Below are 21961 nucleotides of genomic sequence, written 5' to 3'. Positions count from 1 at the left end.
GGAGGGTGGGGCGTCCGAGGGCGCAGATCCCTGCGGGGCTGCCTGCTCGGCGAGGTCGGCGGGGGTGACGGGCCACGAGGGCCGGACCGGTGTTGCAGAGGGGGCGACGGGCGCCGGGCTCGCGGACGGGGACTCGCCCGAGGGCGGAGAGGCCGCCGGTCGGGTGCCGGACCCGGGGTTCGCGGAGGGTGGGGCGTCCGAGGGCGCAGATCCCTGCGGGGCTGCCTGCTCGGCGAGGCTGAGAGGCGACGGGGGTCGGGCCGGTGTCGCCGAACGGGCGACAGGCGAGGGAGTCCCGTAGAGCTGCTCACCCGGGAGCGAGCGGGCCGGCGGGTCCGTCTGCTCGGCGGGACTGACAGGCAACGGGGAGCGGGCCGGCGCCGCAGAGCCGGGTGTGGCGGTTGGCGGAGCCGGGGGGCGGCCGACGGGCAGTGCTTTGCGGATCGCGAGACCTATTCGGCTCGCGTGGCGTATTCGGGGCGCCCGCCGTCTTCGCGGTCCCCGCGATCTTCGGACACGCATGCTCCCACTGTCGGACGGATTCGCCCCGCCCGCGATGTGTGCTGTGCCACCCGGTGGAACCATCGTCCCGGTCCACGACGTTTTTCCAGGTGCACGCACGCGTGGCCGGTTCCCGGTGCCACGCGTGCGCGTAGCTGATCACTGGACGCCTCGCCTGCGTACTGAAGGTTCCGAGAGAGAAGGGCGGCTCCGTGGACGTGCTGGACATCCTGCTGTTGCTGGTGATCGCCGCTTATGCGGCCTCCGGCTACCGGCGCGGCCTGGTGGCCGGCTGTGTCTCGTTCGCCGGTTTCGTGGGCGGCGCGGTCGTGGGCGTGTGGGTGCTGCCCTGGATGATGGACCTGGTGACACCGGGCAGCACGGCCGCGACGGTGACCGCGGTGGCGACCGTGCTGGTCCCGGCCGCCGTGGGGCACGAGCTGGCCGGACGCCTGGCGCTCAGGCTGCGCAGGGAGCTGGACCAGGGGCCGCTGAGAGTCGCGGACGGTGTCGGCGGGGCCGCCGCCAACTCCGTGTCCGTGCTCATCGTGGCCTGGGTCGCCGCGAGCGTCCTGGGCGCGTCCTCGTCCCCGCTGGTCACCACGGCCATCCGGGACTCCGCCCTGCTGGGCGCCGTCCAGGACTCCATGCCGGAGACCACGCCGAACTGGTTCTCCCGGGCCACCTCCGCCCTCACCGAGGCGGGCTTCCCGCAGGTCTTCAACCCGTTCGAGAACGAGTCGACGGCCGAGGTCGCGAAGCCCACCGGCGACAGCGTCACGGCCGCCGCCACCAACGCGGCCAAGGTCAGCACCGTCAAGATCGAAGGCGCCTCCGGCACCCAGGGCCGCGAGGGCAGCGGCTTCCTGTACGCGCCCCAGCACGTGATGACCAACGCCCACGTGGTGGCCGGCATCGACGCCCCCAGCGTCCGGATCGGCGGGGTCGGACAGGTGTACGAAGCGCGGGTGGTGCTGTTCGATCCGGACCGGGACGTGGCCGTGCTGTACGTCCCGGATCTCCGGGCACCGGTGCTGCGCTTCGAGAAGGGCGCCGCGCGGGGCGACTCCGCGGTGGTCGCGGGCTATCCGCAGGACGGCGACCTGAACCTCCAGGCGGCCACGGTCGCCAACCGGGTGAAGGCGACAGGCCAGAACATCTACAGCGACGCCACCGTGACCCGCGAGATCTACTCGATCCGCTCGACCGTCCGCCCCGGCAACTCCGGCGGGCCCCTGCTGACCACCTCCGGCAGGGTCTACGGCGTGGTCTTCGCCCGCTCCACCTCCGACAACGAGACGGGCTACGTCCTGACGGCCGACGAGGTCGCGGGCGACGCCGAGAAGGCGGCGGACGCCACGTCACCGGTGGACACGGGCGATCTGGTCACCTCCTGACGCGGCGGCCTCCCGGATGATGGGCCCACGGTCCCGCACGGCACCGGTCGCGCACGGCACCCGTCGCGCACGGCACCCGTCGCGCACGGCACCGGTCCCGATTGGCACTCCGGAGGCTCCCGTGTCCGTCCTCTTCCTGATCTCGTACGACCGCCGTAGCCGACCAGGTCCTCAGAGACGGCGCCCCATGAGCACGTCGTCGACGTACTCCCCCGCCAGCAGGAACTCCTCGGGCAGCACACCCTCGACCACGAAGCCCTCGGATTCGTAGAGCCTGCGGGCCGGGGTGTTGTGGCCGAGGACGCGCAGGGTGAGGCGGCGGGCGCCCCGGCGGCGGGCCTCCTCCGTGATCGCACGGATCAGCGCCCGGCCGACACCGCGGCCACGGGCCTCCTCGGCGACCACGAAGCCCTGGATCTGGCGTACGTGGGCGTTCGCTTCGAGCGGGGTGGGGAAACCCAGAAGGACGTACCCGAGGATGCGGCGGTCGGCCTCGGCGACCAGACAGTCGCCGGGGACGTGACGCTCGTCGAAGAACGGCCGGTAGGGCGGCTGCGGTCGCGGCGCGACCGCGTGCAGGGGCGACCAGGTGGCGCGGTCGAGTCGGGCCAGTTCCTCGTCGTCGTCGGGCAGGGCGCAGCGTATGGACAGCTCGGACATGGCCGCCACCCTACGGCCGGGAATCGCAACCAGACATCGCTCTTACGCACCCACCAGGCAGGATGAGATCATGCAACGTTCAAGAATCGCGGTGGCCGGGGCGTCCGGACTGATCGGTTCGGCCCTGGTCCGGTCCCTCACCGCGGACGGGCACGAGGTGCTGCGGCTGGTGCGCCGGGAGCCCCGGGACGGCGGCGAGGTCCGCTGGGACCCCGAGGCCGGGCGGGTCGACACGGCCGGCCTCGCCGGGTGCGACGCCGTGGTCAACCTCGCCGGGGCGGGGGTCGGTTCGCGGCGCTGGACCGAGGCGTACAAGCAGCGGATCCACGACAGCCGGGTGAACGGCACGACCGCCCTCGCCCGGGCCGTCGCCGCCCTGGACGAGCCGCCCCGGGTCTTCGTGAACGGCAGCGCGATGGGGTACTACGGCGAGACCGGCGACCGGATCGTCGACGAGGACTCGCCGGCCGGCCGGGGCTTCCTGCCCGAGCTGTGCGTCGAGTGGGAAGCGGCCGCCGCACCCGCGCAACAGGCGGGCGTACGGACCGCGTTCACCCGCACCGGCCTGGTGGTGGGCCGCGGGGGCGGGGCCTGGGGCAGGCTGTTCCCCCTGTTCGAGGCGGGGCTCGGCGGGCGGATGGGCGACGGGCGTCAGTACTGGTCGTTCATCGCGCTGCACGACGAGGTCGCCGCGATCCGCCACCTCCTGGAGACCGACGGGCTGTCCGGACCGTTCAACCTCACCGCCCCGGAGCCCCTGACGAACCGCGAGATCACCGAGGCCATGGGCCGGGTGCTGCACCGGCCGACGCTCTTCACCGTCCCCGCGCCGGTACTGCGGGCCGCGCTCGGCGAGATGGCCGGGGACGTGCTGGGCAGTGCACGGGTGCGACCGAGGCGGCTGCTGGAGTCGGGGTTCACGTTCGCGTTCCCGGACATCGAGGGGGCGATTCGGGCGGCCTGAGGGCGGCCCGAGGGCGGCCCGAGGAACGCGCCGGGCCCGCGTGCGGCCGTACGACCTCCTCGACGACCGTCCGTGACGACATGCGACCGGTGTGCGACCGTGCCCTGCTGATGCGCGACTGTTCCTGACCGGCCGCGGCCCTACCCTCGACCCGAACTCGGGTATTCCCGGAGCCTGTTGGGGGCATGACGTCTCCACCGGCCGCGCAACCTCGAGGAGGGGCACGTGCTTGAGCCCGCGTACCAGGCGGACGTCGTGATCGTGGGAGCCGGGGTCGCCGGACTCTCCGCGGCGCATCGGCTGACCAGCCAAGGAGTGACCGTCGCGGTGTTGGAGGCCGCCCCCGGTGTGGGCGGCCGCATGTCGACCGAGAAGGTCGACGGCTTCCGGCTCGACCGGATCGGACAGTTGCTGTCCACGGCGTATCCCGAACTGCGCCTGGCCCCCGGGCTCGACGGGCTGGTCCTGCGCCCCTTCGCGCCGGGGGTCCTGCTGCACGGAGACGGGCGCCACCACCGGGTGGACGCTCCGGCGGGCGCCCGTAGCGCGAGGGGCGCACTGCGTGCGGTGCGCGCCCTGGCGAGCGCCCCTCGGGGGGTGCCGGGACCGGGACTGGTGGCCGCGTCCCGGAGGGCCAGGTTCCGGGTGCTGCCCGGTGCCGGTCAGGGGACGGTGTCCCGGGTTGTCCGAGGAGTCGCGCCGCTCGGCGGTGCCGTCGATCAGGCCCGGCTCGGTGCCGCGCTCACCCGGTTCGCCAACGTGCCGGTCGAACGCCTCCTCGCCCGTCCCGAACTGCCGGCCCGGCAGGCGCTCGCGGCCCGGGGGCTGCCCGCGCGCACCATCGACGGGTTCCTGCGTCCGCTGCTCGCCGCGCTGCTGTGCGACCCCGCCCTGACGACGTCCAGCCGATGCGCCGACCTCGCGCTGCGTGCCTTCGCGGGCGGGCGGCTGTGTGTGCCGGAGGGGGGCGCGGAGACCCTTCCTGAGCTGCTCGCGCAGACGCTGCCCGCGGGGACCGTGCACACGGGGGTGCGGGTCACGTCCGTGGCGACCACGTCGGTGACCACCGCCGAGCACGGCGAGATCCGGTGCCGGGCGGTGCTGCTGGCGACGGACGCGCGCACCGCGGCGGAGCTGTTGCCGGGGTTGCGGGTGCCGGACTTCCACCCGGTGACGGTCGTCCACCACACGACGGACGACCCGCCCCGCACGGGTTCCGCGCTGCTGCTCGACGCCGACCGGGGCGGCCCGGTGGCCCACACGGCGGTGATCAGCGAGGTCGACCCGAGCCGGGCCCCTTCGGGCCGGGCCCTGATCTCCTCGACGGTCCTCGGCACCCCTCCTGCGGACCTGGAGACGGCCGTACGCACCCATCTGGGCCGCCTGTACGGCACGTCGACCCACCGCTGGGAGACCCTCGCGGTCCACCACACCCGGGAGGCGGTCCCGGCCATGCCCGCCCCCCACGACCTGCGCCGCCCGGTCCGCCTCCTGGCCGGCCTGTACGTCTGCGGCGACCACCGCGACACGAGCACGGTCCAGGGCGCCCTGCACTCGGCCCACCGGGCGACGACGGCCATCCTGAAAGACCTGGGCGCAGCGGGCTCAATGCACCGAGCGGATCCGACTCCCACAGCCCAGGCAGCGTGACGGTTCACCCGCGCCCCTTTTTTTGGGGGCGCGGGGAACTGCGCGACAAGCCACGACGCAGTGGTCAGACGGCGTACAAGCTGCGGAGTTAGGGCGAGACCCCTACCCCAGCGCAGCGACCTTGTCCCGATAACTCCGAACCGGCGCCGCATCCTTGTACGGCTCCAACCGCCGCTCGAAGTCCCGCACATACTCCACCGCCCGCACCGACCGCATCTCCGCCGCCTGCCCGGCGGCCTCCGCGGCCAACGCGCACGCCTGGTCCAACTCCCCCAGCCCCAGCCTCGCGGAGGCCAGCACCACCCGGCAGAACAGCCGACTCCGCGCATACGCCGGCGCGCGCAACTGAAGCGAGCGCTCGGCGTGTTGCGCCGCCGCCCGGAACTGCTGCAGGTCCCGGTGGCAGTGCCCCAACTCGTCCGCCAGCTGCGCCTCGTCGAAGAACCGTGCCCAGTGCGGGACCTCGTCGCCGGGCCGCGCCGCCTCCAGGGCCCGTTCCGCGCGGACCAGCGACGCCGTGCACGCCCGCACCTCCCCCAGCACCCCGTGCCCCCGCGCCTCGGCCGAGTGCAGCAGCGCCTGCACGACCGGCGGGGCCGTCGTCCCAACGCCCTGCTGGGCCACCCGCGCGAGCTGGATCGCCTCCCGGCCGTGCCCCAGATACACGGCCTGCCGGCTCATCGTGACCAGCACGTACGCCCCGTACGCCCGGTCCCCCGCGGCCTGCGCGAGCCGCAGCGCCTGCACGAAGTACCGCTGGGCGAGTCCGTGCGCGGCGATGTCGTACGAGGTCCAGCCCGCGAGCCGGGTCAGGTCCGCGGCCGCGGCGAACAGTCTGCGTCCGGTGGTCTCCCCGTACGTGCCGCGCAGCATCGGCTCGCACTCGTGCTCCAGGTAGCGGACCAGGGCCTGCCGTGCGTGGCCGCCGCCGTACTGGTCGTCGAGGGTGCGGAAGAGCTCGCCGACCGAGCCGAGCGCGGCGATGTCGCCGCCGGTGACCTTCTGGCCGGGCCCGCGTTCGGCCTGGCCGCGCTGCCGGGGCACCACCGGGCGCCCCTGGGGAGGGACCCGGAGGGGAGGCTCGCCGCGGGCGACCCGGTCGTCGGGGCGGCCGATCAGCCAGTCGCGGCTGGGGACGACCAGTCCGGCCGGTGTGAAGGCGATCTTGCGCAGTTCGGCGTGGCTGCCGGAGTCCTTGCGCCACAGCCCGCTGACGATGTCGACGGCCTCCTCGGGGCCCGCGGCGAACTCCAGCCCGGCGTAGACGGGTGCGCAGGCGTCGAGGCCCAGGTCCTGCGCGGAGAGCCGGCGTCCGAGCCGGCGGGTGAAGACCTCGGCGATGAGGGCGGGTGTGGTGCCCCGGGGCTGCTGTCCGCGCAGCCAGCGGGTCACGGAGGTCTTGTCGTATCTGAGATCCAGCCCGTGTTCGAGACCGAGCTGGTCCACGCGTCGGGCGAGACCCGCGTTGGAGAACCCCGCTTCTGCGATGAGCGCGGCGAGCTGTCGGTTGGGAGTGCGCTGCGCGGGTCGTTCCGTCATCTGCGGTGCGGTCTCCTGCCTTTCGGGCCGTCACGTGGTCACGTGGTGCCCGGATTGCCTGTGAGCAGCCCTTATGGCCTGCGCGAACGGCGAATGTAGCGGAGAGTGAGCAGACGATCGCACACTTCGACGTTCGTTCATCCGATCGTGTGAGGATTGCCCCCGGAGCTGACGTCCGCGGGCCGGACGTACAGTGGCGTAGGCACCCTTCGTGCCTTACGACCTTCTAGGGAGGCGCTTGCCGTGAGTGGGTTGCGGTTCGTCCGCATGGGGTTCGGTGCGGACGCGGTCGAGTACCAGGAAGCCTGGGACGAGCAGCGCCGGGTGCACGCGGCGCGCTTCGAGGACGAGATCCCCGACACGGTCCTGCTGCTCGAACACCCCCCTGTGTATACGGCGGGCCGGCGCACCGCGGACAACGAGCGCCCCCTGGACGGCACCCCGGTCATCGACGTCGACCGCGGCGGCAAGATCACCTGGCACGGTCCAGGACAGCTGGTGGGCTACCCGATCCAGAAACTCCCCCGTCCGGTGGACGTGGTGGCGCACGTACGGCGCCTGGAGGAGGCCCTGATCCGCACCTGCGCGGAGTTCGGCCTGGAGACCAGCCGGGTCGAGGGCCGCAGCGGCGTATGGGTGCTCGGTGACCCGGTCGAGACGCGGCCGGCGATCGGCGGGCTCTCCCTGGACTTCGATCCCCGGCTCACGGACGAGGAGTTCGACCCGCGCCTGAACGGCCCGGAGTACGCCCCCTCCAACGCCGGCCAGCGCCGCGAGGACCGCAAGATCGCGGCGATCGGCATCCGGGTCGCCAAGGGCGTCACCATGCACGGCTTCTCGCTGAACGTGAACCCGGACAACAAGTGGTTCGACCGGATCATCCCCTGCGGCATCCGTGACGCGGGCGTCGCCTCCCTCGCGGGCGAACTCGGCCGGGACGTGACCATCGACGAGGTCCTGCCGGTCGTCGAGCGGCACCTGAGGGACGTACTGGAGCACGCGGAGCTCAAGCCGAGGGTGATCGAGAAGACACCTGCGGCCTGAGACAGGCCGCGGGCTTTCAAATCCACGGGCGTACCCTTGAGCACGCCGAAGAATCAAACGCTAGGGAGCCGGTCGTGTCCGCAGTCGCCCCCGACGGACGCAAGATGCTGCGCCTGGAGGTCCGCAACGCCCAGACCCCCATCGAGCGCAAGCCCGAGTGGATCAAGACCCGGGCGAAAATGGGCCCCGAGTACACCGCCATGCAGAAACTCGTGAAGAGCGAGGGCCTGCACACGGTCTGCCAGGAAGCCGGCTGTCCCAACATCTACGAGTGCTGGGAGGACCGCGAGGCGACCTTCCTCATCGGCGGCGACCAGTGCACGAGGCGCTGCGACTTCTGCCAGATCGACACCGGCAAGCCCGAGGCCCTCGACCGTGACGAGCCGCGCCGCGTGGGCGAGTCCGTGGTCACCATGGACCTGAACTACGCCACCATCACCGGCGTCGCCCGCGACGACCTGGCGGACGGCGGCGCCTGGCTGTACGCCGAGACGGTCCGGCAGATCCACGAGCAGACCGCGGGCCGTGAGACCGGCCGCACCAAGGTGGAGCTGCTCGCCCCCGACTTCAACGCCGTGCCGGAGCTGCTCCAGCAGGTCTTCGAGTCCCGGCCCGAGGTCTTCGCGCACAACGTCGAGACGGTCCCCCGGATCTTCAAGCGCATCCGCCCCGGCTTCCGCTACGAGCGCTCCCTGAAGGTCATCACCGACGCCCGCGACTTCGGCCTGGTGACCAAGTCCAACCTGATCCTCGGCATGGGCGAGACCCGCGAGGAGGTCAGCGAGGCGCTCCGGCAGCTGCACGAGGCGGGCTGCGAGCTGATCACCATCACGCAGTACCTGCGCCCGTCGGTGCGTCACCACCCCGTGGAGCGCTGGGTCAAGCCGCAGGAGTTCGTGGAGCTGAAGGAGGAGGCCGAGCAGATCGGCTTCTCCGGTGTGATGTCCGGCCCCCTCGTCCGGTCCTCCTACCGGGCGGGCCGGCTCTACCAGATGGCCGTGGAGAAGCGCGGTTCCTACGTGGCTTCACAGGCCGTCTGACCTCCCCCCATGGCACGGAGTGCCACGCTAAACGTGTGAATCCGAGCACAAGCAACTACCGCTCGGTAGTGGCCGATCGACGCGGTCCCGGACATCCCCGCAGATAGGGGGGTCATCGGGGCCGCGTCAGTGTTTTCGGGCGGCCCACCTAGGCTTCATGGGCGTTTGACCGGCCGGTCACGCCCTGGTAACACCAATCAGTGACGCTCGTTGTACACCCCGTGCATCACTCACCCGAGCCGCCATCCCGAGGGGGGACCGCCATGCAGGCCGCGCCGGTTCGCGCCACCGCCATCCCGTCGTTCACCACTGCACTGCGTGCCGTCGAGTCGCTGCTCATGAGCAGCGGCCAGCGCACCGCCCGCCGCAACGCCTGGACCTCCGTCCTCGAGGACCGCCGCCGCGCCAAGGACCGGGTCGAGGTGCAGCGCGTGCTGGACCAGACCTTCACCATCAGCTCCTGAGCCTCCCCCTTCGAGGGGCGGACACTGCCGTCGTCGGCGTCTGCGGGGCCACGTAGACTTCGGGGCATGGCGAGAAGTGACAGTGCGGCGGATGCCGCGAACCCCGGGCGACTGAAGCAGATCGCCCTGACGTACAAGATGACCTGCAAGGCCGACAAGACGATCGGCCTGGTACTCGCGGGCGTCTTCATCCTCATCCTCGGCGTCTTTCTCGCCATCGGCTTCCTGATCGGCCACCCGGTCTACCTCGGCATCCTGGGCTTCCTGCTCGCCTTCCTCGGGACGGCGATCGTGTTCGGGCGCCGCGCCGAGCGGGCCGCGTTCGGGCAGATGGAAGGCCAGCCGGGTGCCGCCGCTGCCGTACTGGACAACATCGGCCGGGGCTGGACGACCACCCCCGCGGTGGCGATGAACCGCAGCCAGGACGTGGTGCACCGGGCCGTCGGCAAGGCCGGCATCGTCCTGGTCGCCGAGGGCAACCCGAACCGGGTCAAGGGCCTGCTGGCCGCCGAGAAGAAGAAGATGAACCGCATCGTCGCGGACGTGCCGGTCCACGACATCGTCGTCGGCACGGGCGAGGGCCAGGTCCCGCTCAAGAAGGTGCGGACCACGATGCTCAAGCTGCCGCGTGTGCTGACCGGCCCGCAGGTGACCGCCACCAACGACCGACTGCGGGCGCTGGGCGACCTGATGAGCAACATGCCGTTGCCCAAGGGCCCGATGCCGAAGGGCATGAAGCTGCCGAAGGGCGGCGGCAAGGCCCGCTGAACCCTCCCGTACGACGATGGGGGCGCCCGGTGTGACACCGGGCGCCCCCATCGTCGTAGCGGATCAGCAGTCGTTCGGGGCGGACCTGCCCGCGAAGCGGTCGCCGAGCCAGGAGACGACGTCGCCGACGGCCTGGTTGTCGGTGAGGATGTGGTCGCCGGGGTAGGTCTTCCAGCCGGTCTTCACGCCCGCGGCGCAGTAGGCGGCACGGACCGCGTCCTCCGTGGCGGTGGGGATGACCTCGTCGAGGGCGCCGCGGTACTGGAGGACGGGGAAAGCGATCTTGTAGGTCCTCAGGTTCACGCCGAGTTTCTGGGCGTCCAGGACCTGGCCCCAGGTGCGGCCGTCGCTGCCGCGCTGCTGGTAGAGCTGGTCGAGGGTGAGCCCGGCCGTGGTGAAGTCCTTGAGGCTCTTGCCCGCGAGCGCGGTGACCGTGCCGGCCACGCAGACGGACTTGGCGGTCTTCACCGCCTCCCGGCCCTGGTCGTTGAGGAGCGAGTCGAGCGGCAGCGTGGGGTAGGCGGCCTGGATGCCGATGGCCGCGTCGGCGAGGAACCCGGAGAAGGCGCTGCCGTCGAGCCCGGCCGCCACCTCCTTCAGATCACCGGGGATGCCGCCCGAGGCGTCCCCGACCACGTTGAGCTCGGGTGCGTAGCCCGCTGCCAGCTGGGCCGCCCACAGGCTGGCCGCGCCACCCTCGGAGTAGCCCCACAGGCCGACACGGGTCTGCCGGGACAGACCGCTGCCCGGTACGGCGGAGGCGGCGCGGGCGATGTCGAGCAGGGCGTGGCCGGAGTCGGTGCCCGCGACATAGCGGTGCGTCTGCCCGTCGAGGTAGCCGGGACCGTCGGTCGCGGCGACGGCGTACCCGGCCCTGAGCAGGGCCGCGAGGTTGTCGCCCTCGTACTCGTCCTGGTAGGCCCCCGCGAGCTGCCTGGAGAACGCGCACTGCGGGCCGAGACCGAGGGTGCCGGGGTGGAAGGCGACGACGGGACGGGTGCCGGGGCCGGTCCAGGGCGCCGTGGGCACGGCGAGGGTGCCGGAGACGGCGACGGGCCGGCCCTGGTTGTCGGTGGAGCTGTAGAGGACCTTCCATGCGGACATGGAGATGTTGCCCGGCACCTGACTCAGCGTGACGGAACGGCAGGCCAGTACGGTGCCCGGGGTGGCGGGGACGGAGGCGGGGGGTGTGTAGACGTCCGCGTCGGCGGCCGTGCAGGCGGCGGCCCGGGCGGCTGGGGCCTCCGCGGCGGAGGCCTCGGCGGCGGAGGCCCGGGATACGAGCACGCCGCCCAGCAGGGCGGCGGTGGTGGCGGTGGTGAGGGCGGTGACCAGGGCGGATCTCATCATCGGTCCGGCGTGTCCCTTCGCAACGGGGGGAGGTTGCTTGGGTGCTCGACGCTAGGAGCCGGACCGGCTGACCCATAGTCAGCCGCCGCGCACGTTCGACGGCGCGGCTGTCAGGACACGACAAAGGCGAGGGACTTCATCAGATCGGCACTGTCAGATCGGCACTGTCAGATCCGCACTGTCAGATCCGCACTTCCACGGTCTTCGCGAGCCGGTCGTGCAGGCCCCTGCCGTCGCGGTCCCAGATCAGGGCCGGGACGGCGAGGCAGAGCAGGACCGTGCGCAGCAGGGCGCGTGCCGGGTGCACGCGTCCGGTGTCGAGGGCGACCACGCGCAGGCCGAAGAGGCGCTTGCCCGGGGTGAAGCCGATGGTGCCGACCGTGAGGACACCCATCACGAAGAAGACCAGCAGCGACCAGTTCGAGGTCGACGGGCCGCCATAGCTCTGCGTGATCAACCGGGATGCAATCAGCACGCTCATCGCCCAGTCCACGGCGAGCGCGCCCAGCCGTCGCCCGGGGCGGGCGATCGACCCGGGTCCCTCCTCCGGCAGGCCGAGCTGTTCTCCGCGGTATCCGAAGTCGACACCGGCATCCTCGGCGGCCGCGCGGGGCCCCGAGAGCCACGATCCGATTGCATCCCTCTTGTCCACGGGTCCACGGTACTGCCGGCGTTTCGGGATACGGACAGGTGGGGCCGGGCCGACGATGTCCGGTTAACTTGTGCGAAACAAATGGGTCACGCCCGAGAAACCACCCGTCCCTAGGGTCGGGGACAACGTGTGCCACCGCACTGGCCGCACGAACGAACTACCACCCCGGTCCAGGAACGGTCGGGAGTAGGAGGAGCTGGATGTTCCAGAACGCCGACGAGGCCAAGAAGTTCATCGCGGACGAGGACGTCAAGTTCGTCGACGTCCGGTTCTGCGACCTGCCGGGCGTCATGCAGCACTTCACGCTGCCCGTCGAGGCGTTCGACCCGGACGAGGAACTCGCGTTCGACGGTTCGTCGATCCGTGGCTTCCAGGCCATCCACGAGTCCGACATGGCGCTGCGCGCGGACCTGTCGACCGCCCGGGTCGACTCCTTCCGCCGCGACAAAACGCTGAACATCAACTTCTTCATCCACGACCCGATCACCGGCGAGCAGTACAGCCGTGACCCGCGCAACGTGGCGAAGAAGGCCGAGGCCTACCTGGCCTCCACCGGGATCGCCGACACCGCGTACTTCGGCCCCGAGGCCGAGTTCTACGTGTTCGACAGCGTGCGCTTCGCCACCAGCGCGAACGAGTCCTTCTACCACATCGACTCCGAGGCGGGCGCCTGGAACACCGGTGCGCTGGAGGACAACCGCGGTTACAAGGTCCGCTACAAGGGCGGCTACTTCCCGGTCCCGCCGGTCGACCACTTCGCCGACCTGCGTGCGGAGATCTCCCTGGAGCTGGCCAAGTCCGGCCTCCAGGTCGAGCGCCAGCACCACGAGGTGGGCACCGCCGGCCAGGCGGAGATCAACTACAAGTTCAACACGCTGCTGGCCGCGGCCGACGACCTGCAGCTCTTCAAGTACATCGTGAAGAACGTGGCCTGGCGCAACGGCAAGACCGCGACCTTCATGCCGAAGCCGATCTTCGGTGACAACGGCTCGGGCATGCACGTCCACCAGTCGCTGTGGACGGGCGGCCAGCCGCTCTTCTACGACGAGGCCGGTTACGCGGGCCTGTCGGACACCGCGCGCTACTACATCGGCGGCATCCTCAAGCACGCCCCGTCGCTGCTCGCCTTCACCAACCCGACGGTGAACTCGTACCACCGTCTGGTGCCGGGCTTCGAGGCGCCGATCAACCTGGTGTACTCGCAGCGCAACCGCTCCGCTGCCATGCGTATCCCGATCACGGGCTCCAACCCGAAGGCCAAGCGCGTCGAGTTCCGCGCGCCCGACTCCTCCGGCAACCCGTACCTGACCTTCTCGGCGCTGCTGCTCGCGGGCCTGGACGGCATCAAGAACAAGATCGAGCCGGCCGAGCCGATCGACAAGGACCTGTACGAGCTGGCTCCCGAGGAGCACGCGAACGTCGCCCAGGTCCCGACCTCCCTCCCGGCCGTCCTCGACCGCCTCGAGGCCGACCACGAGTTCCTCCTCCAGGGCGACGTCTTCACGCCGGACCTGATCGAGACGTGGATCGACTTCAAGCGCACGAACGAGATCGCCCCGCTGCAGCTGCGCCCGCACCCGCACGAGTTCGAGCTGTACTTCGACGTGTGATCGACCCGTAGGCCAGTCCTACGGCGGTCTTGCGCGGGTTTCGCGGCGCCCCCGTTCCGGTTTCTCGGGACGGGGGCGCCGTCGTATGGTTTCTGGCACGGCTGTTCGAGAAGGCTGACGGGGGTTGGGGATGTCCGAACAGGACGACATGGAGCGGGAGTTCGACCTCAAGTGGGCCGACGGGGCCGAGCTCAAGGAGCCCTCCGCGCGGGCCCGGATGCTCGCCGCCCGCTGGAAGGAGAACCCGCCGAAGCCCCAGCCGTTCCGCGCCGACCCGGAGCCGAGGACGCCTCGCCGGTCGTCGTGGAGGTCGACGGCGATCGTGTTCGGCAGTGTGGCGGCGATCGTCCTGCTGCTGGGATACGTGAACTTCCGGGCGTCCTACTAGCCCGGAGGCGGGAAGCAGTCATGCACGTGAACACGGCAGACATCGCGGCGGTGGCGGTACGCCTCGCGGAGGGGGCGTCGCAGCGTGAGGTGCTCGGCCCCGCCGATCCGGGCGCTTGGATCGCGCTGGAGACCGCGGTACGGCAGACCGCCTGGCGTCCGGGCACCGATCCGCTCACCGAGGGGCAGCTCGCCCTCGCCCTGTGCCACCGCGACGGCCGGATCCGCGCGGCTGCTCTGCGGCAGGCTTCCGCACACCCCGGGCTGTGGCCGCTGGTGGTCGTACGGTGCTCCGACTGGGCGCCGCCGGTGCGTGAGGACGCCCGGCGGCTGCTGGCGGAGGTGCTCGACCCGGGGGCCGCGGTCCGGCTCATGCCGCTGATCCTGCGCATCGGGGGCCGCAGCCGGGGCGACTTCGCCATCGACCTCGCCACCGGGGTACTGCGCGCCGCACCCCCTGGCGCCCTCGCGCCCCTGTACACCGGCGACGACCGGATCACCCGCAGATACGCCTACGGCCTGGCCGTCGAGGAGGGCTTCCTCTCCCCCGCCGAGCTGGCCCGCGCCGCCGCCCGGGACGAGGACACCGTCGTCCAGAGTCTCTGCGCGGAGGCCGCCCTGGCCGCCGTCGCGGAGGGCGACGCGGACGACGACGTACTCGAACCGCTGCTCGCCGCCCGCAATCCGCGGGCGCGGTCGGCCGGGGTGACCGCGTTGCGGCGGGCCGGGCGCGGGGAGCGGGCGGTCGGGTTCCTCGGCGACCGCGCCGGGGTGGTGCGGGCCTGTGCCCGGTATGTCGTACGGCAGTCGGGGAGCGAGCCGGTGGAGTGGTACCGGCGGCGGTGTGCCGACCCCGGTGACCCCGCGCTGTCGGCGGGCGTGGTGAGCGGGCTCGCGGAGTGCGGGGACCGGAGGGACGCCGAGGCGCTGTGGCCGCTGACCGGGCATCCGGACCCGGTGGTCAGGACGCGCGCCGTGGCCGGGCTGCGGCTGCTGGACGTGCTGGACGTCCGGCGGCTGCGGGCGCTGCTCGACGATCCCGCGCCCGGTGTGGTGCGGGAGGCGACCCTGGCGCTGGTGCCGTCCGCGCGGCTGCTGGACGAGGGGTGGCTGCGGGAGCGGCTGGCGGTGGAGCGGGCCCGGGAGACGCGGGTCTCCGCGTTCCGGCTGCTCAACGCGCACGGCGGGCTCGTACGGCTGCGGGCCGCCGTCGCACTGCTCGACGACCCGGACGACAAGCTGCGGCTCTGGGCCCGGCAGTCCGTGCGGCGCTGGCGTCCGACGGCGGATGTGCCGCCCGGGTCGGCGGAGGTGGGTGAGCTGCTGGACCGGGCGCGGCTGTTCGACGAGTACACGTTGCACAGGCTCCGGTGGGAGGCCGGGATCAAGGTCTGAGCCTTTGCCGGTCCCAGGGCTGATCGCGACCGCTTCATGGGCAGGGGGAGGTGCACACTGAAAGGTGGGACGAGTGCCTGACTGCGGGGTGGTGCAGATGCAGAGTCGTTTCCGTAGCGATCGGCGGCTGACCGTGCGGATGACGGTCACGATGTTCCTGCTCGGACTGCTGTACGTGGCGTTCTTCGCCGCGTTGATCGTGTTGCTGAAGTCGTGGCTGCTCGTCGTGGGCCTGATCGCCGTGATGTTCGTGGCGCAGTTCTGGTTCTCCGACAAGATCGCGATGTTCGCGATGCGCGGACGGGTCGTGGGGCGGGAGGAGTATCCCGAACTGCATGCCGTGGTCGACCGGCTGTGTGCGATCGCCGACATGCCCAAGCCCGTGATCGCGGTGTCCGCGATGGACATGCCCAACGCGTTCGCCACCGGGCGGAACCCGGACAACGCCGTGGTGTGTGTGACCACCGGGCTGCTGCGGCGGCTGGATCCCGCCGAGCTGGAGGGCGTGCTCGCGCACGAGCTGTCGCACGTGGCGCACAAGGACGTCGCCGTGATCACCATCGCCTCGTTCCTGGGCGTGATCGCCGGGCTGATCGTGCGGTTCGCCTTCTACAGCCAGCTGTTCGGCGGGCGGAAGGACCAGAACACCGCCGTGATCTTCGCCGCCGTGATGGGTGTCTCGGCGGCCGTGTACGCGCTCAGCTTCCTGCTGATCAGGGCGCTGTCCCGATACCGGGAGCTGGCGGCGGACCGGGCCGCGGCCCACCTCACCGGCCGGCCCTCGGCGCTCGCCTCCGCGCTCACCAAGGTCTCCGGGGAGCTCGCCCGCATCCCCACCAAGGACCTGCGTACCGCCCAGGCGTTCAACGCCTTCTACTTCACCCCCGCCACCGGCAAGGAGCCCGGCATCGAGCGGATCTTCTCGACCCACCCGTCCCTGGAGCAGCGACTGGAGCAACTGGGGCGCATCTCCACGGAGTTGGGTGAGGCGGCGACGCCCGGGAACGGCAGGGCGGACTGAGTATGGGGCTGCTGGACATCCTGCTCGGGCGCACGAAGCCCGTCGCGCCCGATCTCGACCGTCTCTTCGCGCTGCCGTCGGCGGCCGTCACGCTGGAGGCGGCCGCCTCCTTCACGCCGACCGGACGCGGGGCGGTGTGCTTCGCCACGGTCGAGGGGGCGGCCTTCGAGCAGACGCACCGGGAGGTCCAGGCCCTGCTGGACGCGGACGCCGACCGGGACGGCCCGCCGGTGCGGCTCACCAGGGACGGGTTCGGCTACTCCTGGCTGGTCTCCGAGCGCACCCCGGAGCAGCTGCCGCAGCTGGTCAACGACCTGCACGCGGTGAACAGTTCGATGGAGGTCAACGGCTTCGGGCCGCAGCTGCTGTGCTCGCTCGCCGGGTTCCAGGACACCGAGGGCCGTTCTCTCGCGCTGGTCTACCTCTACAAGCGCGGCACCTTCTATCCCTTCGCGCCGCTGCCCGGCGAGGGACAGCGGCGCGACAATCCGCTGGAACTGCGGGTGAAGGCCGCGCTCACGAACGATCTGCGGATCGAGCAGGACCTGAACCGCTGGTTCCCCCTGTGGGGCGCCCCCGGCCTCTGAGCCCCCGGCCTGAGTCCCCGGCCCTTTCCAGTCCCTAGCCCTTTCTCTCGCGCGCCTGCCGACGGGACTCCAGGGGACGCTCGCGACGGTAACGGCGGTCCCACTTGGCCTGCTTGTCCCGGCGGTCGCGGTATGCCCGGTAGCTGCCGGGCACGGTCCCCGAAGCGCCGCCGGACGAGCCACCCGGCGAGGACGCCGAGGTGCCGCGGCCCCGGCCGTACTGCAGGTAAACGAAGAGCAGGGCGACGGCGACAAGCCACCAGGTGTGGTTGCCGAAGCCCAGGATGACCAGGACGACGGTCCCGGAAAGGATGATGGTGCCCATGACGGGCCTCCGTGTGCGTGGGTGTGGTGTAGAAGAGTAGCCCCGGAGGGCCGGGGTGATGCCTGCCCTGTGCGAAGCTGTTTCGCCGCGCGGCCGCACCTTGATACGGCACCCAGCCCCTGTGGCGCGCGTGTTGTCAGTGGCCTGCGCCAAGATGGTCCGTATGGCTGTGGATGGCGGGGTGCGGTACATCGGGGTGGACGAGCGGCGGGCTCGGCTGGGGTTGCGGCAGCAGCTTGCCGGGGTGGCTCGGGTGCGGAGTCCGAAGGAGGTGGCCGACGCTCTGGTCGCGCTGCACGGGTCCGATCCCGCGACCGTGTATCTGGCCGTCGGCGCGCGGCTCACCGACCCCGCCCGAACCGTGGCCGAGACCGAGCGGGCGTTGTACGAGGACCGGTCCCTGGTGCGGATGCACGGGATGCGGCACACCGTGTTCGCGTTCCCGGCGGAGCTCACCGCGGTCGTGCACGCCTCGACCGGTCTCACGGTCGCCGCGCGGGAACGGGCCTCGCTCCTCAAGGACATGGCGAAGGCGGGTGCCCCGGACGCGGCCTGGCTGAAGGAGGTCGAGGAGTCGGCGCTGGCCGCGCTCGCCCGGCGTGGAGAGGCGACGGCGACGGAGCTGTGCGAGGACGAGCCGCGGCTGCGGGAGCAGTTCGTGTACGCGGCCGGGAAGAGCTACGAGGGCGTCCACACCGTCGTGAGCCGCCTGCTGAGAGTGCTCGGCGTGGAGGGCAAGGTGGTTCGCGGGCGGCCGCTCGGCTCCTGGATGTCCTCGCAGTTCCGCTGGGCGGTCGCGCCGCCGCACCCCGAGCTCGACGTGCCCGGGGCCCAGGCGGAGTTGCTGCGGCGCTGGCTCGCCGTGTGCGGTCCCGCCACCGAGGCCGACCTGAAGTGGTGGACGGGCTGGAAGGTGACCGACGTGCGCCGCGCCCTCACGGCGATCCGCGCGGTGCGGGTGACCGTGGACGAGGGCCCGGCCTACGTCGTCGAGGGCGACGCCGGCCCGGTCGTGGAGCCCGTGGAGCCCTGGGCCGCGCTGCTGCCCGGCCTCGATCCGACGGCAATGGGCTGGCAGCAGCGGGACTGGTACCTGGCACCGCCCCTGCGGCCCGCGCTGTTCGACCGGAGCGGCAACGTGGGGCCGACGGTGTGGTGGAACGGGCGGGTGGTGGGCGGTTGGGGCCAGCTGCCGGACGGCGAGATCGTCTGGCGGTTGCTGGACACGGAGGGGGTGGGGCGCGAGGCGGAGGCGGCCATCGCGGTGGAGGCCGCCCGGTTGCGGGAGTGGGTGGGGGCGACTCGGGTGCGGCCCCGGTTCCGGACGCCGTTGGAGAAGGAACTGGCCGAACCCGCGGGCTGACCGGAACGCGGGATGCTCGGCGGTCAGGTCACCGGCCGCCGAGCGGCCAGGTCACTGGCCGGGTCGACCAGGAAGGGGGCCGTCCAGATCCCGGCGCGGAGGGTGGGCCAGTCGCCGAGGGCTTCCGGTGGCCGTCGCCGATGCGGACGAACGCCGGGCGTCCCGAGGGATCAGGGGCGCCCGGCGCCGCGGCCTACCGGGAGTACCGCATCAGCGCCCGCACCATGTGGCACGTCGTGTCCGACGGTGGGTGGACGCCGATCATCTCCGCCGCGTCCCGGATCGTCTCGTTGCGCGCCTGGTTCGGCACGTAGACGCCGGAGTCGAGCAGGGCGATCGCGAGCCGCATCGCCTTGAGCCGGCGGTTGTGGGTGACATACCACTCGCGGGGGCGGCCCGGCGGCAACGGGCGCTTCTCCACGGGGGTGTACGGCAGGTCGAGCAGCACGGGGTGCTTCGCGGTGGACTGGGTCGGGAACGGTTTCGGCTTCAGTGCGGCAGCGGGCACAGGCATCCTCCTGTCGCGGTAAGGGCGGCCACCGGAGCCCCGGCGACGCCCTCGAACACTGGTTTTATTCTACCGTCCGCCACTGACAAAAGCCCCTGGCCACAAGGCTTTAGAGGGTGCTGTGACGCAGGTGGACAACGGGTTTTCGAAGTACCGTGGAGCCATGGAGATCTGGATCAATCCGGCCTGTTCGAAGTGCCGCAGCGCGATCAGCCTGCTCGACGCGGAGGGTGCCGAGTACACCGTCCGCCGCTATCTGGAGGACGTCCCGAGCGAGGACGAGATCCGCGAGGTGCTCGACCGGCTCGGCCTCGAACCGTGGGACATCACCCGCACCCAGGAGGCCGCCGCCAAGGAGCTCGGCCTCAAGGAGTGGGCACGGGACGACAGTTCGCGCGACCGCTGGATCACCGCGCTCGCCGAGCACCCCAAGCTCATTCAGCGCCCGATCATCACGGCGGACGACGGCTCCGCGCTGGTCGGCCGCACCGAGGACGCCGTACGGGATGCCATGGCCAGGAAGTAACCGGGTGTGACGCAGGTTACGTCACATGACTCCCGTGACCACTGAGCAACCTCGTTCGGTATCTCGTACATAGCGGCGTACGCTCCCCCAGCTCTCAGGAGTCGCGGATGTCGCGCAGGAGAACGCTCGGTACTAAGAAGAAGATCGCGCTGCTGGTGAGCGCGGCGGCGGTGGCGGGTGGTGGGGCCTTCGTGATGGCCAGCACCTCGAACGCCGCGACTCCGCAGACGGCGGCGGAGTCGACGGTCTGTCAGGGGCTCGCCACCGCGCTCGGCAACAACCAGCGGTTCATCGAGGGGCAACAGGCCGCTCCCGACGCGCAGTCGGCGGCCCGGATCGCCAACCGGGAAGCGGTGATCGCGCAGATCAAGGTGCAGCAGGAGGCGTCCGGTTGCGTGGTCGGGGAGTCGGCTCAGGGCTCCCAGGCCACCGCGGGGCAGCCCTCGCAGCCCTCACAGGCCGCCTCCCCGTCGGCGCCCGCCGCTTCCCAGGCCCCGCCCGCGGGGAACGCCGCCTCGGGACAGCGGGTGTGCAACGGCTCGACCGTCACGCTGTCCGGCGAGGGCGGCGCGCCCGCCGCGTCCAGCAACCAGTTCCCGGCCGGTACGAAGTTGAAGGTCACCAACCTGGACAACAACAAGTCCACGACGGTGGAGGTCACTTCGGTCTCCGGCAGCTGTGCCCTGCTCAACAACGCGGCCTTCGAACAGGTGCGGGAGCCCGGCAAGTTCCTCATCCGCCGGGCCCTGATCGAGAAGGTGGGGTGAGGCTATTCGGGACGTTCACCTAGGAACTCGCCGAGGCGGCGGGCCAGTTCGGGAGGTGCGGACTGCGGCAGCGCGTGGTGGGAGACGCCGGGGACGACGTCGATCTCCGCCCGCGGCACCAGTGTGCCGGCCTGGGCCGTCACCCGGTACGTGTCATTGGTCCTGCTGTTCGCGGCCACGAGCAGCAGGACCGGCGCGTTCAGGGCGCGCAGTGCTTCCGGGACGGGGCGGGGGCCGGTGACCGGTCGGGCGGCGGGGAAACCGGCGGCGGCCTCCTGGAGGCGGAGCCAGTCGGGGTCCAGGCCGGCTCCCCCGGTCTCCCACTCCAGGAAGGCACGGACGCGGGCCGGCGTCGGACGCAGCAGCATCGGCAGGGCGTGCAGCAGATACGCCGCCTTGAACCCGGCGAAGCACTGGGTCGGGTCCAGGAGGAACAGGCGGCGCATCCGGTGCGGGGCGCGCAGGGCGTAGTGCAGGGCGATCCAGGCGCCGTAGGAGTGTCCGCCGAAGTCGGCCCGTGCGACGCCGAGTCCGTCGAGGAGGGCGTCCAGCCAGGCGGCGAGGTCGGCGACGGTACGGGGGTGACGACCGGCGGCCGGTTCGCCGCGACCCGGGGCGCCGACCAGGTCGACGGCGAGGACCCGGCGAGTGCGGGCTAGGTGGGTGGCCTGGGCGTACCAGGACGTGGAGGTCGCTCCCCCGCCGCCCGGCAGCAGGACGAGCGGGGGCGCGTCGGCCGGGCCGCACGCGTTGACGTACGTCGTGCCGAACGGGGTGGGCACCCGGAGCGCCTCCCGATCGGCGGGCCACTTGCCCAGCACCTTTTCGTATGCGGCCTCGAACGCCTCACCGTCGTAGCGGCCCATCGACCCCTCCCCTATTATCTCGTTCAGCGAGATACTCGATGAGCGAGATAATAGCGGGAGTGCCCATGCCGTCACAGGGACCCGAGATGGAGATCGTCCATCTGCTGCGCGCGGTGAGCGTCGGACTCGGCCTGCACAGCTCCCGGTTCGCGCAGCGCAACGCCATGCACCCGACGGACGTACGCGCTCTGATCGCCCTCATGGACGCCTCCCGCGCGGGCGAGGAGATGACGGCGGGACGGCTCGGCGCGGAGCTCGGGCTCAACTCGGCCGGTACGACCTCGCTGCTCGACCGGCTGGAGCGGGCCGGCCATGTGCGGCGGGTGCGGGGCCGGGAGGACCGGCGCAAGGTGGTCGTCGAGGTGGACGAACGGGCCGTGGAGCTGGGGCATGCCTTCTTCGGGCCGCTGATCGGGCGGGCGGTGGAGCTGCTCCAGGGATACGACGAGGGACAACGGGCGGCAATCCGGGGGTTCTTGGCGGGGGTGCGGGACGCGGCGGCCGAGGGGAGGTGAGCTCGCCCAACACGCCCGGCGCCGCGCACCTGTGCGACCCGGCAGGCAGGGCCGAGTGCTTG

The 21961-nt window shown here is 71.7% G+C and carries 23 protein-coding genes; 16 read left to right on the top strand and 7 right to left on the bottom strand.

Annotated features, from left to right (window positions below):
- Positions 1 to 713 precede the first annotated feature (713 nt).
- Complete coding sequence (locus ACFVYN_RS08915; protein WP_389994593.1) at positions 714 to 1898, top strand: MarP family serine protease; 1185 nt, start codon at positions 714 to 716, stop codon at positions 1896 to 1898.
- A gap of 171 nt (positions 1899 to 2069) precedes the next feature.
- Here ACFVYN_RS08915 and ACFVYN_RS08910 read toward each other — a convergent pair whose 3' ends face one another.
- Positions 2070 to 2558 carry a GNAT family N-acetyltransferase gene (locus tag ACFVYN_RS08910; protein WP_389994590.1) on the bottom strand — a complete coding sequence of 163 codons (489 nt, stop codon included), beginning with the start codon at positions 2556 to 2558 and terminating at the stop codon, positions 2070 to 2072.
- Positions 2559 to 2628: 70 nt separating this feature from the next.
- Here ACFVYN_RS08910 and ACFVYN_RS08905 point away from each other — a divergent pair, with 70 nt between their 5' ends.
- Both ACFVYN_RS08905 and ACFVYN_RS08900 read left to right on the top strand, forming a co-directional pair.
- The gene (locus tag ACFVYN_RS08905; protein ID WP_389994587.1) at positions 2629 to 3522 is read left to right on the top strand and encodes a TIGR01777 family oxidoreductase; all 894 of its coding nucleotides are present in this window, start codon (positions 2629 to 2631) and stop codon (positions 3520 to 3522) included.
- A gap of 225 nt (positions 3523 to 3747) precedes the next feature.
- Positions 3748 to 5172 (top strand): NAD(P)/FAD-dependent oxidoreductase, encoded by a 1425-nt coding sequence (locus ACFVYN_RS08900; protein WP_389994584.1) that lies wholly within the window; start codon positions 3748 to 3750, stop codon positions 5170 to 5172.
- 102 nt (positions 5173 to 5274) lie between these two features.
- Here the strand turns inward: ACFVYN_RS08900 and ACFVYN_RS08895 are convergent, their stop codons facing one another.
- The gene (locus ACFVYN_RS08895) at positions 5275 to 6711 is read right to left on the bottom strand and encodes a regulator (RefSeq protein WP_389994582.1); all 1437 of its coding nucleotides are present in this window, start codon (positions 6709 to 6711) and stop codon (positions 5275 to 5277) included.
- Between the two features lie 243 nt (positions 6712 to 6954).
- Here ACFVYN_RS08895 and lipB point away from each other — a divergent pair, with 243 nt between their 5' ends.
- The 4 genes from lipB to ACFVYN_RS08875 all read left to right on the top strand — a co-directional run bounded on the left by lipB (position 6955) and on the right by ACFVYN_RS08875 (position 10027).
- Positions 6955 to 7755 (top strand): lipoyl(octanoyl) transferase LipB, encoded by an 801-nt coding sequence (gene lipB, locus ACFVYN_RS08890; RefSeq protein ID WP_389994579.1) that lies wholly within the window; start codon positions 6955 to 6957, stop codon positions 7753 to 7755.
- A 74-nt stretch (positions 7756 to 7829) separates the two neighbouring features.
- Positions 7830 to 8795, top strand: a complete 966-nt coding sequence (lipA, locus tag ACFVYN_RS08885; protein ID WP_389994576.1) for a lipoyl synthase — start codon at positions 7830 to 7832, stop codon at positions 8793 to 8795.
- Positions 8796 to 9058: 263 nt separating this feature from the next.
- Positions 9059 to 9259 carry a hypothetical protein gene (locus ACFVYN_RS08880; RefSeq protein ID WP_356016328.1) on the top strand — a complete coding sequence of 67 codons (201 nt, stop codon included), beginning with the start codon at positions 9059 to 9061 and terminating at the stop codon, positions 9257 to 9259.
- Positions 9260 to 9325: 66 nt separating this feature from the next.
- The gene (locus tag ACFVYN_RS08875) at positions 9326 to 10027 is read left to right on the top strand and encodes a DUF4191 domain-containing protein (RefSeq protein ID WP_389994573.1); all 702 of its coding nucleotides are present in this window, start codon (positions 9326 to 9328) and stop codon (positions 10025 to 10027) included.
- Between the two features lie 63 nt (positions 10028 to 10090).
- Here the strand turns inward: ACFVYN_RS08875 and ACFVYN_RS08870 are convergent, their stop codons facing one another.
- Together ACFVYN_RS08870 and ACFVYN_RS08865 are read right to left on the bottom strand one after the other, a co-directional pair.
- The gene (locus tag ACFVYN_RS08870; RefSeq protein ID WP_389994570.1) at positions 10091 to 11377 is read right to left on the bottom strand and encodes a lipase family protein; all 1287 of its coding nucleotides are present in this window, start codon (positions 11375 to 11377) and stop codon (positions 10091 to 10093) included.
- A 181-nt stretch (positions 11378 to 11558) separates the two neighbouring features.
- Positions 11559 to 12029, bottom strand: a complete 471-nt coding sequence (locus ACFVYN_RS08865; RefSeq protein WP_389994568.1) for an RDD family protein — start codon at positions 12027 to 12029, stop codon at positions 11559 to 11561.
- 200 nt (positions 12030 to 12229) lie between these two features.
- On the opposite strand from ACFVYN_RS08865, the gene glnA reads away from it, so the two are divergent.
- The 5 genes from glnA (at position 12230) to ACFVYN_RS08840 (ending at position 17029) form a co-directional block, all read left to right on the top strand.
- On the top strand, positions 12230 to 13639 hold the full coding sequence (gene glnA, locus ACFVYN_RS08860; RefSeq protein WP_389994565.1) for a type I glutamate--ammonia ligase: 1410 nt from the start codon (positions 12230 to 12232) through the stop codon (positions 13637 to 13639).
- A 130-nt stretch (positions 13640 to 13769) separates the two neighbouring features.
- Positions 13770 to 14027, top strand: a complete 258-nt coding sequence (locus ACFVYN_RS08855) for a hypothetical protein (protein WP_389994562.1) — start codon at positions 13770 to 13772, stop codon at positions 14025 to 14027.
- A gap of 20 nt (positions 14028 to 14047) precedes the next feature.
- The gene (locus tag ACFVYN_RS08850) at positions 14048 to 15421 is read left to right on the top strand and encodes a hypothetical protein (RefSeq protein WP_389994559.1); all 1374 of its coding nucleotides are present in this window, start codon (positions 14048 to 14050) and stop codon (positions 15419 to 15421) included.
- Positions 15422 to 15518: 97 nt separating this feature from the next.
- Positions 15519 to 16442, top strand: a complete 924-nt coding sequence (htpX, locus tag ACFVYN_RS08845; protein WP_389994556.1) for a zinc metalloprotease HtpX — start codon at positions 15519 to 15521, stop codon at positions 16440 to 16442.
- Positions 16443 to 16444: 2 nt separating this feature from the next.
- Positions 16445 to 17029 (top strand): hypothetical protein, encoded by a 585-nt coding sequence (locus ACFVYN_RS08840; RefSeq protein WP_389994553.1) that lies wholly within the window; start codon positions 16445 to 16447, stop codon positions 17027 to 17029.
- A gap of 34 nt (positions 17030 to 17063) precedes the next feature.
- Here ACFVYN_RS08840 and ACFVYN_RS08835 read toward each other — a convergent pair whose 3' ends face one another.
- Positions 17064 to 17354, bottom strand: a complete 291-nt coding sequence (locus ACFVYN_RS08835; protein ID WP_389994550.1) for a hypothetical protein — start codon at positions 17352 to 17354, stop codon at positions 17064 to 17066.
- Positions 17355 to 17517: 163 nt separating this feature from the next.
- On the opposite strand from ACFVYN_RS08835, the gene ACFVYN_RS08830 reads away from it, so the two are divergent.
- Positions 17518 to 18717, top strand: coding sequence for a winged helix DNA-binding domain-containing protein (locus tag ACFVYN_RS08830; RefSeq protein WP_389994547.1), 1200 nt, complete (start codon positions 17518 to 17520; stop codon positions 18715 to 18717).
- Between the two features lie 193 nt (positions 18718 to 18910).
- Here ACFVYN_RS08830 and ACFVYN_RS08825 read toward each other — a convergent pair whose 3' ends face one another.
- The gene (locus ACFVYN_RS08825; RefSeq protein ID WP_007381544.1) at positions 18911 to 19225 is read right to left on the bottom strand and encodes a hypothetical protein; all 315 of its coding nucleotides are present in this window, start codon (positions 19223 to 19225) and stop codon (positions 18911 to 18913) included.
- A 163-nt stretch (positions 19226 to 19388) separates the two neighbouring features.
- On the opposite strand from ACFVYN_RS08825, the gene ACFVYN_RS08820 reads away from it, so the two are divergent.
- Together ACFVYN_RS08820 and ACFVYN_RS08815 are read left to right on the top strand one after the other, a co-directional pair.
- On the top strand, positions 19389 to 19751 hold the full coding sequence (locus tag ACFVYN_RS08820; RefSeq protein WP_389994544.1) for an arsenate reductase family protein: 363 nt from the start codon (positions 19389 to 19391) through the stop codon (positions 19749 to 19751).
- 107 nt (positions 19752 to 19858) lie between these two features.
- The gene (locus ACFVYN_RS08815) at positions 19859 to 20518 is read left to right on the top strand and encodes a hypothetical protein (protein ID WP_389994541.1); all 660 of its coding nucleotides are present in this window, start codon (positions 19859 to 19861) and stop codon (positions 20516 to 20518) included.
- 2 nt (positions 20519 to 20520) lie between these two features.
- Here the strand turns inward: ACFVYN_RS08815 and ACFVYN_RS08810 are convergent, their stop codons facing one another.
- A complete protein-coding gene (locus tag ACFVYN_RS08810; protein WP_389994538.1) occupies positions 20521 to 21384 on the bottom strand; it encodes an alpha/beta fold hydrolase in 864 nt (287 codons plus the stop codon).
- Positions 21385 to 21449: 65 nt separating this feature from the next.
- Here ACFVYN_RS08810 and ACFVYN_RS08805 point away from each other — a divergent pair, with 65 nt between their 5' ends.
- The gene (locus ACFVYN_RS08805) at positions 21450 to 21899 is read left to right on the top strand and encodes a MarR family winged helix-turn-helix transcriptional regulator (protein ID WP_389994535.1); all 450 of its coding nucleotides are present in this window, start codon (positions 21450 to 21452) and stop codon (positions 21897 to 21899) included.
- Positions 21900 to 21961: the final 62 nt, after the last annotated feature.

This window comes from Streptomyces sp. NPDC058307, from assembly GCF_042880295.1.
Classification (GTDB): domain Bacteria; phylum Actinomycetota; class Actinomycetes; order Streptomycetales; family Streptomycetaceae; genus Streptomyces.
Note: the sequence above shows the minus strand (reverse complement) of the source record. Positions and strands in the feature narration are given on the sequence as shown.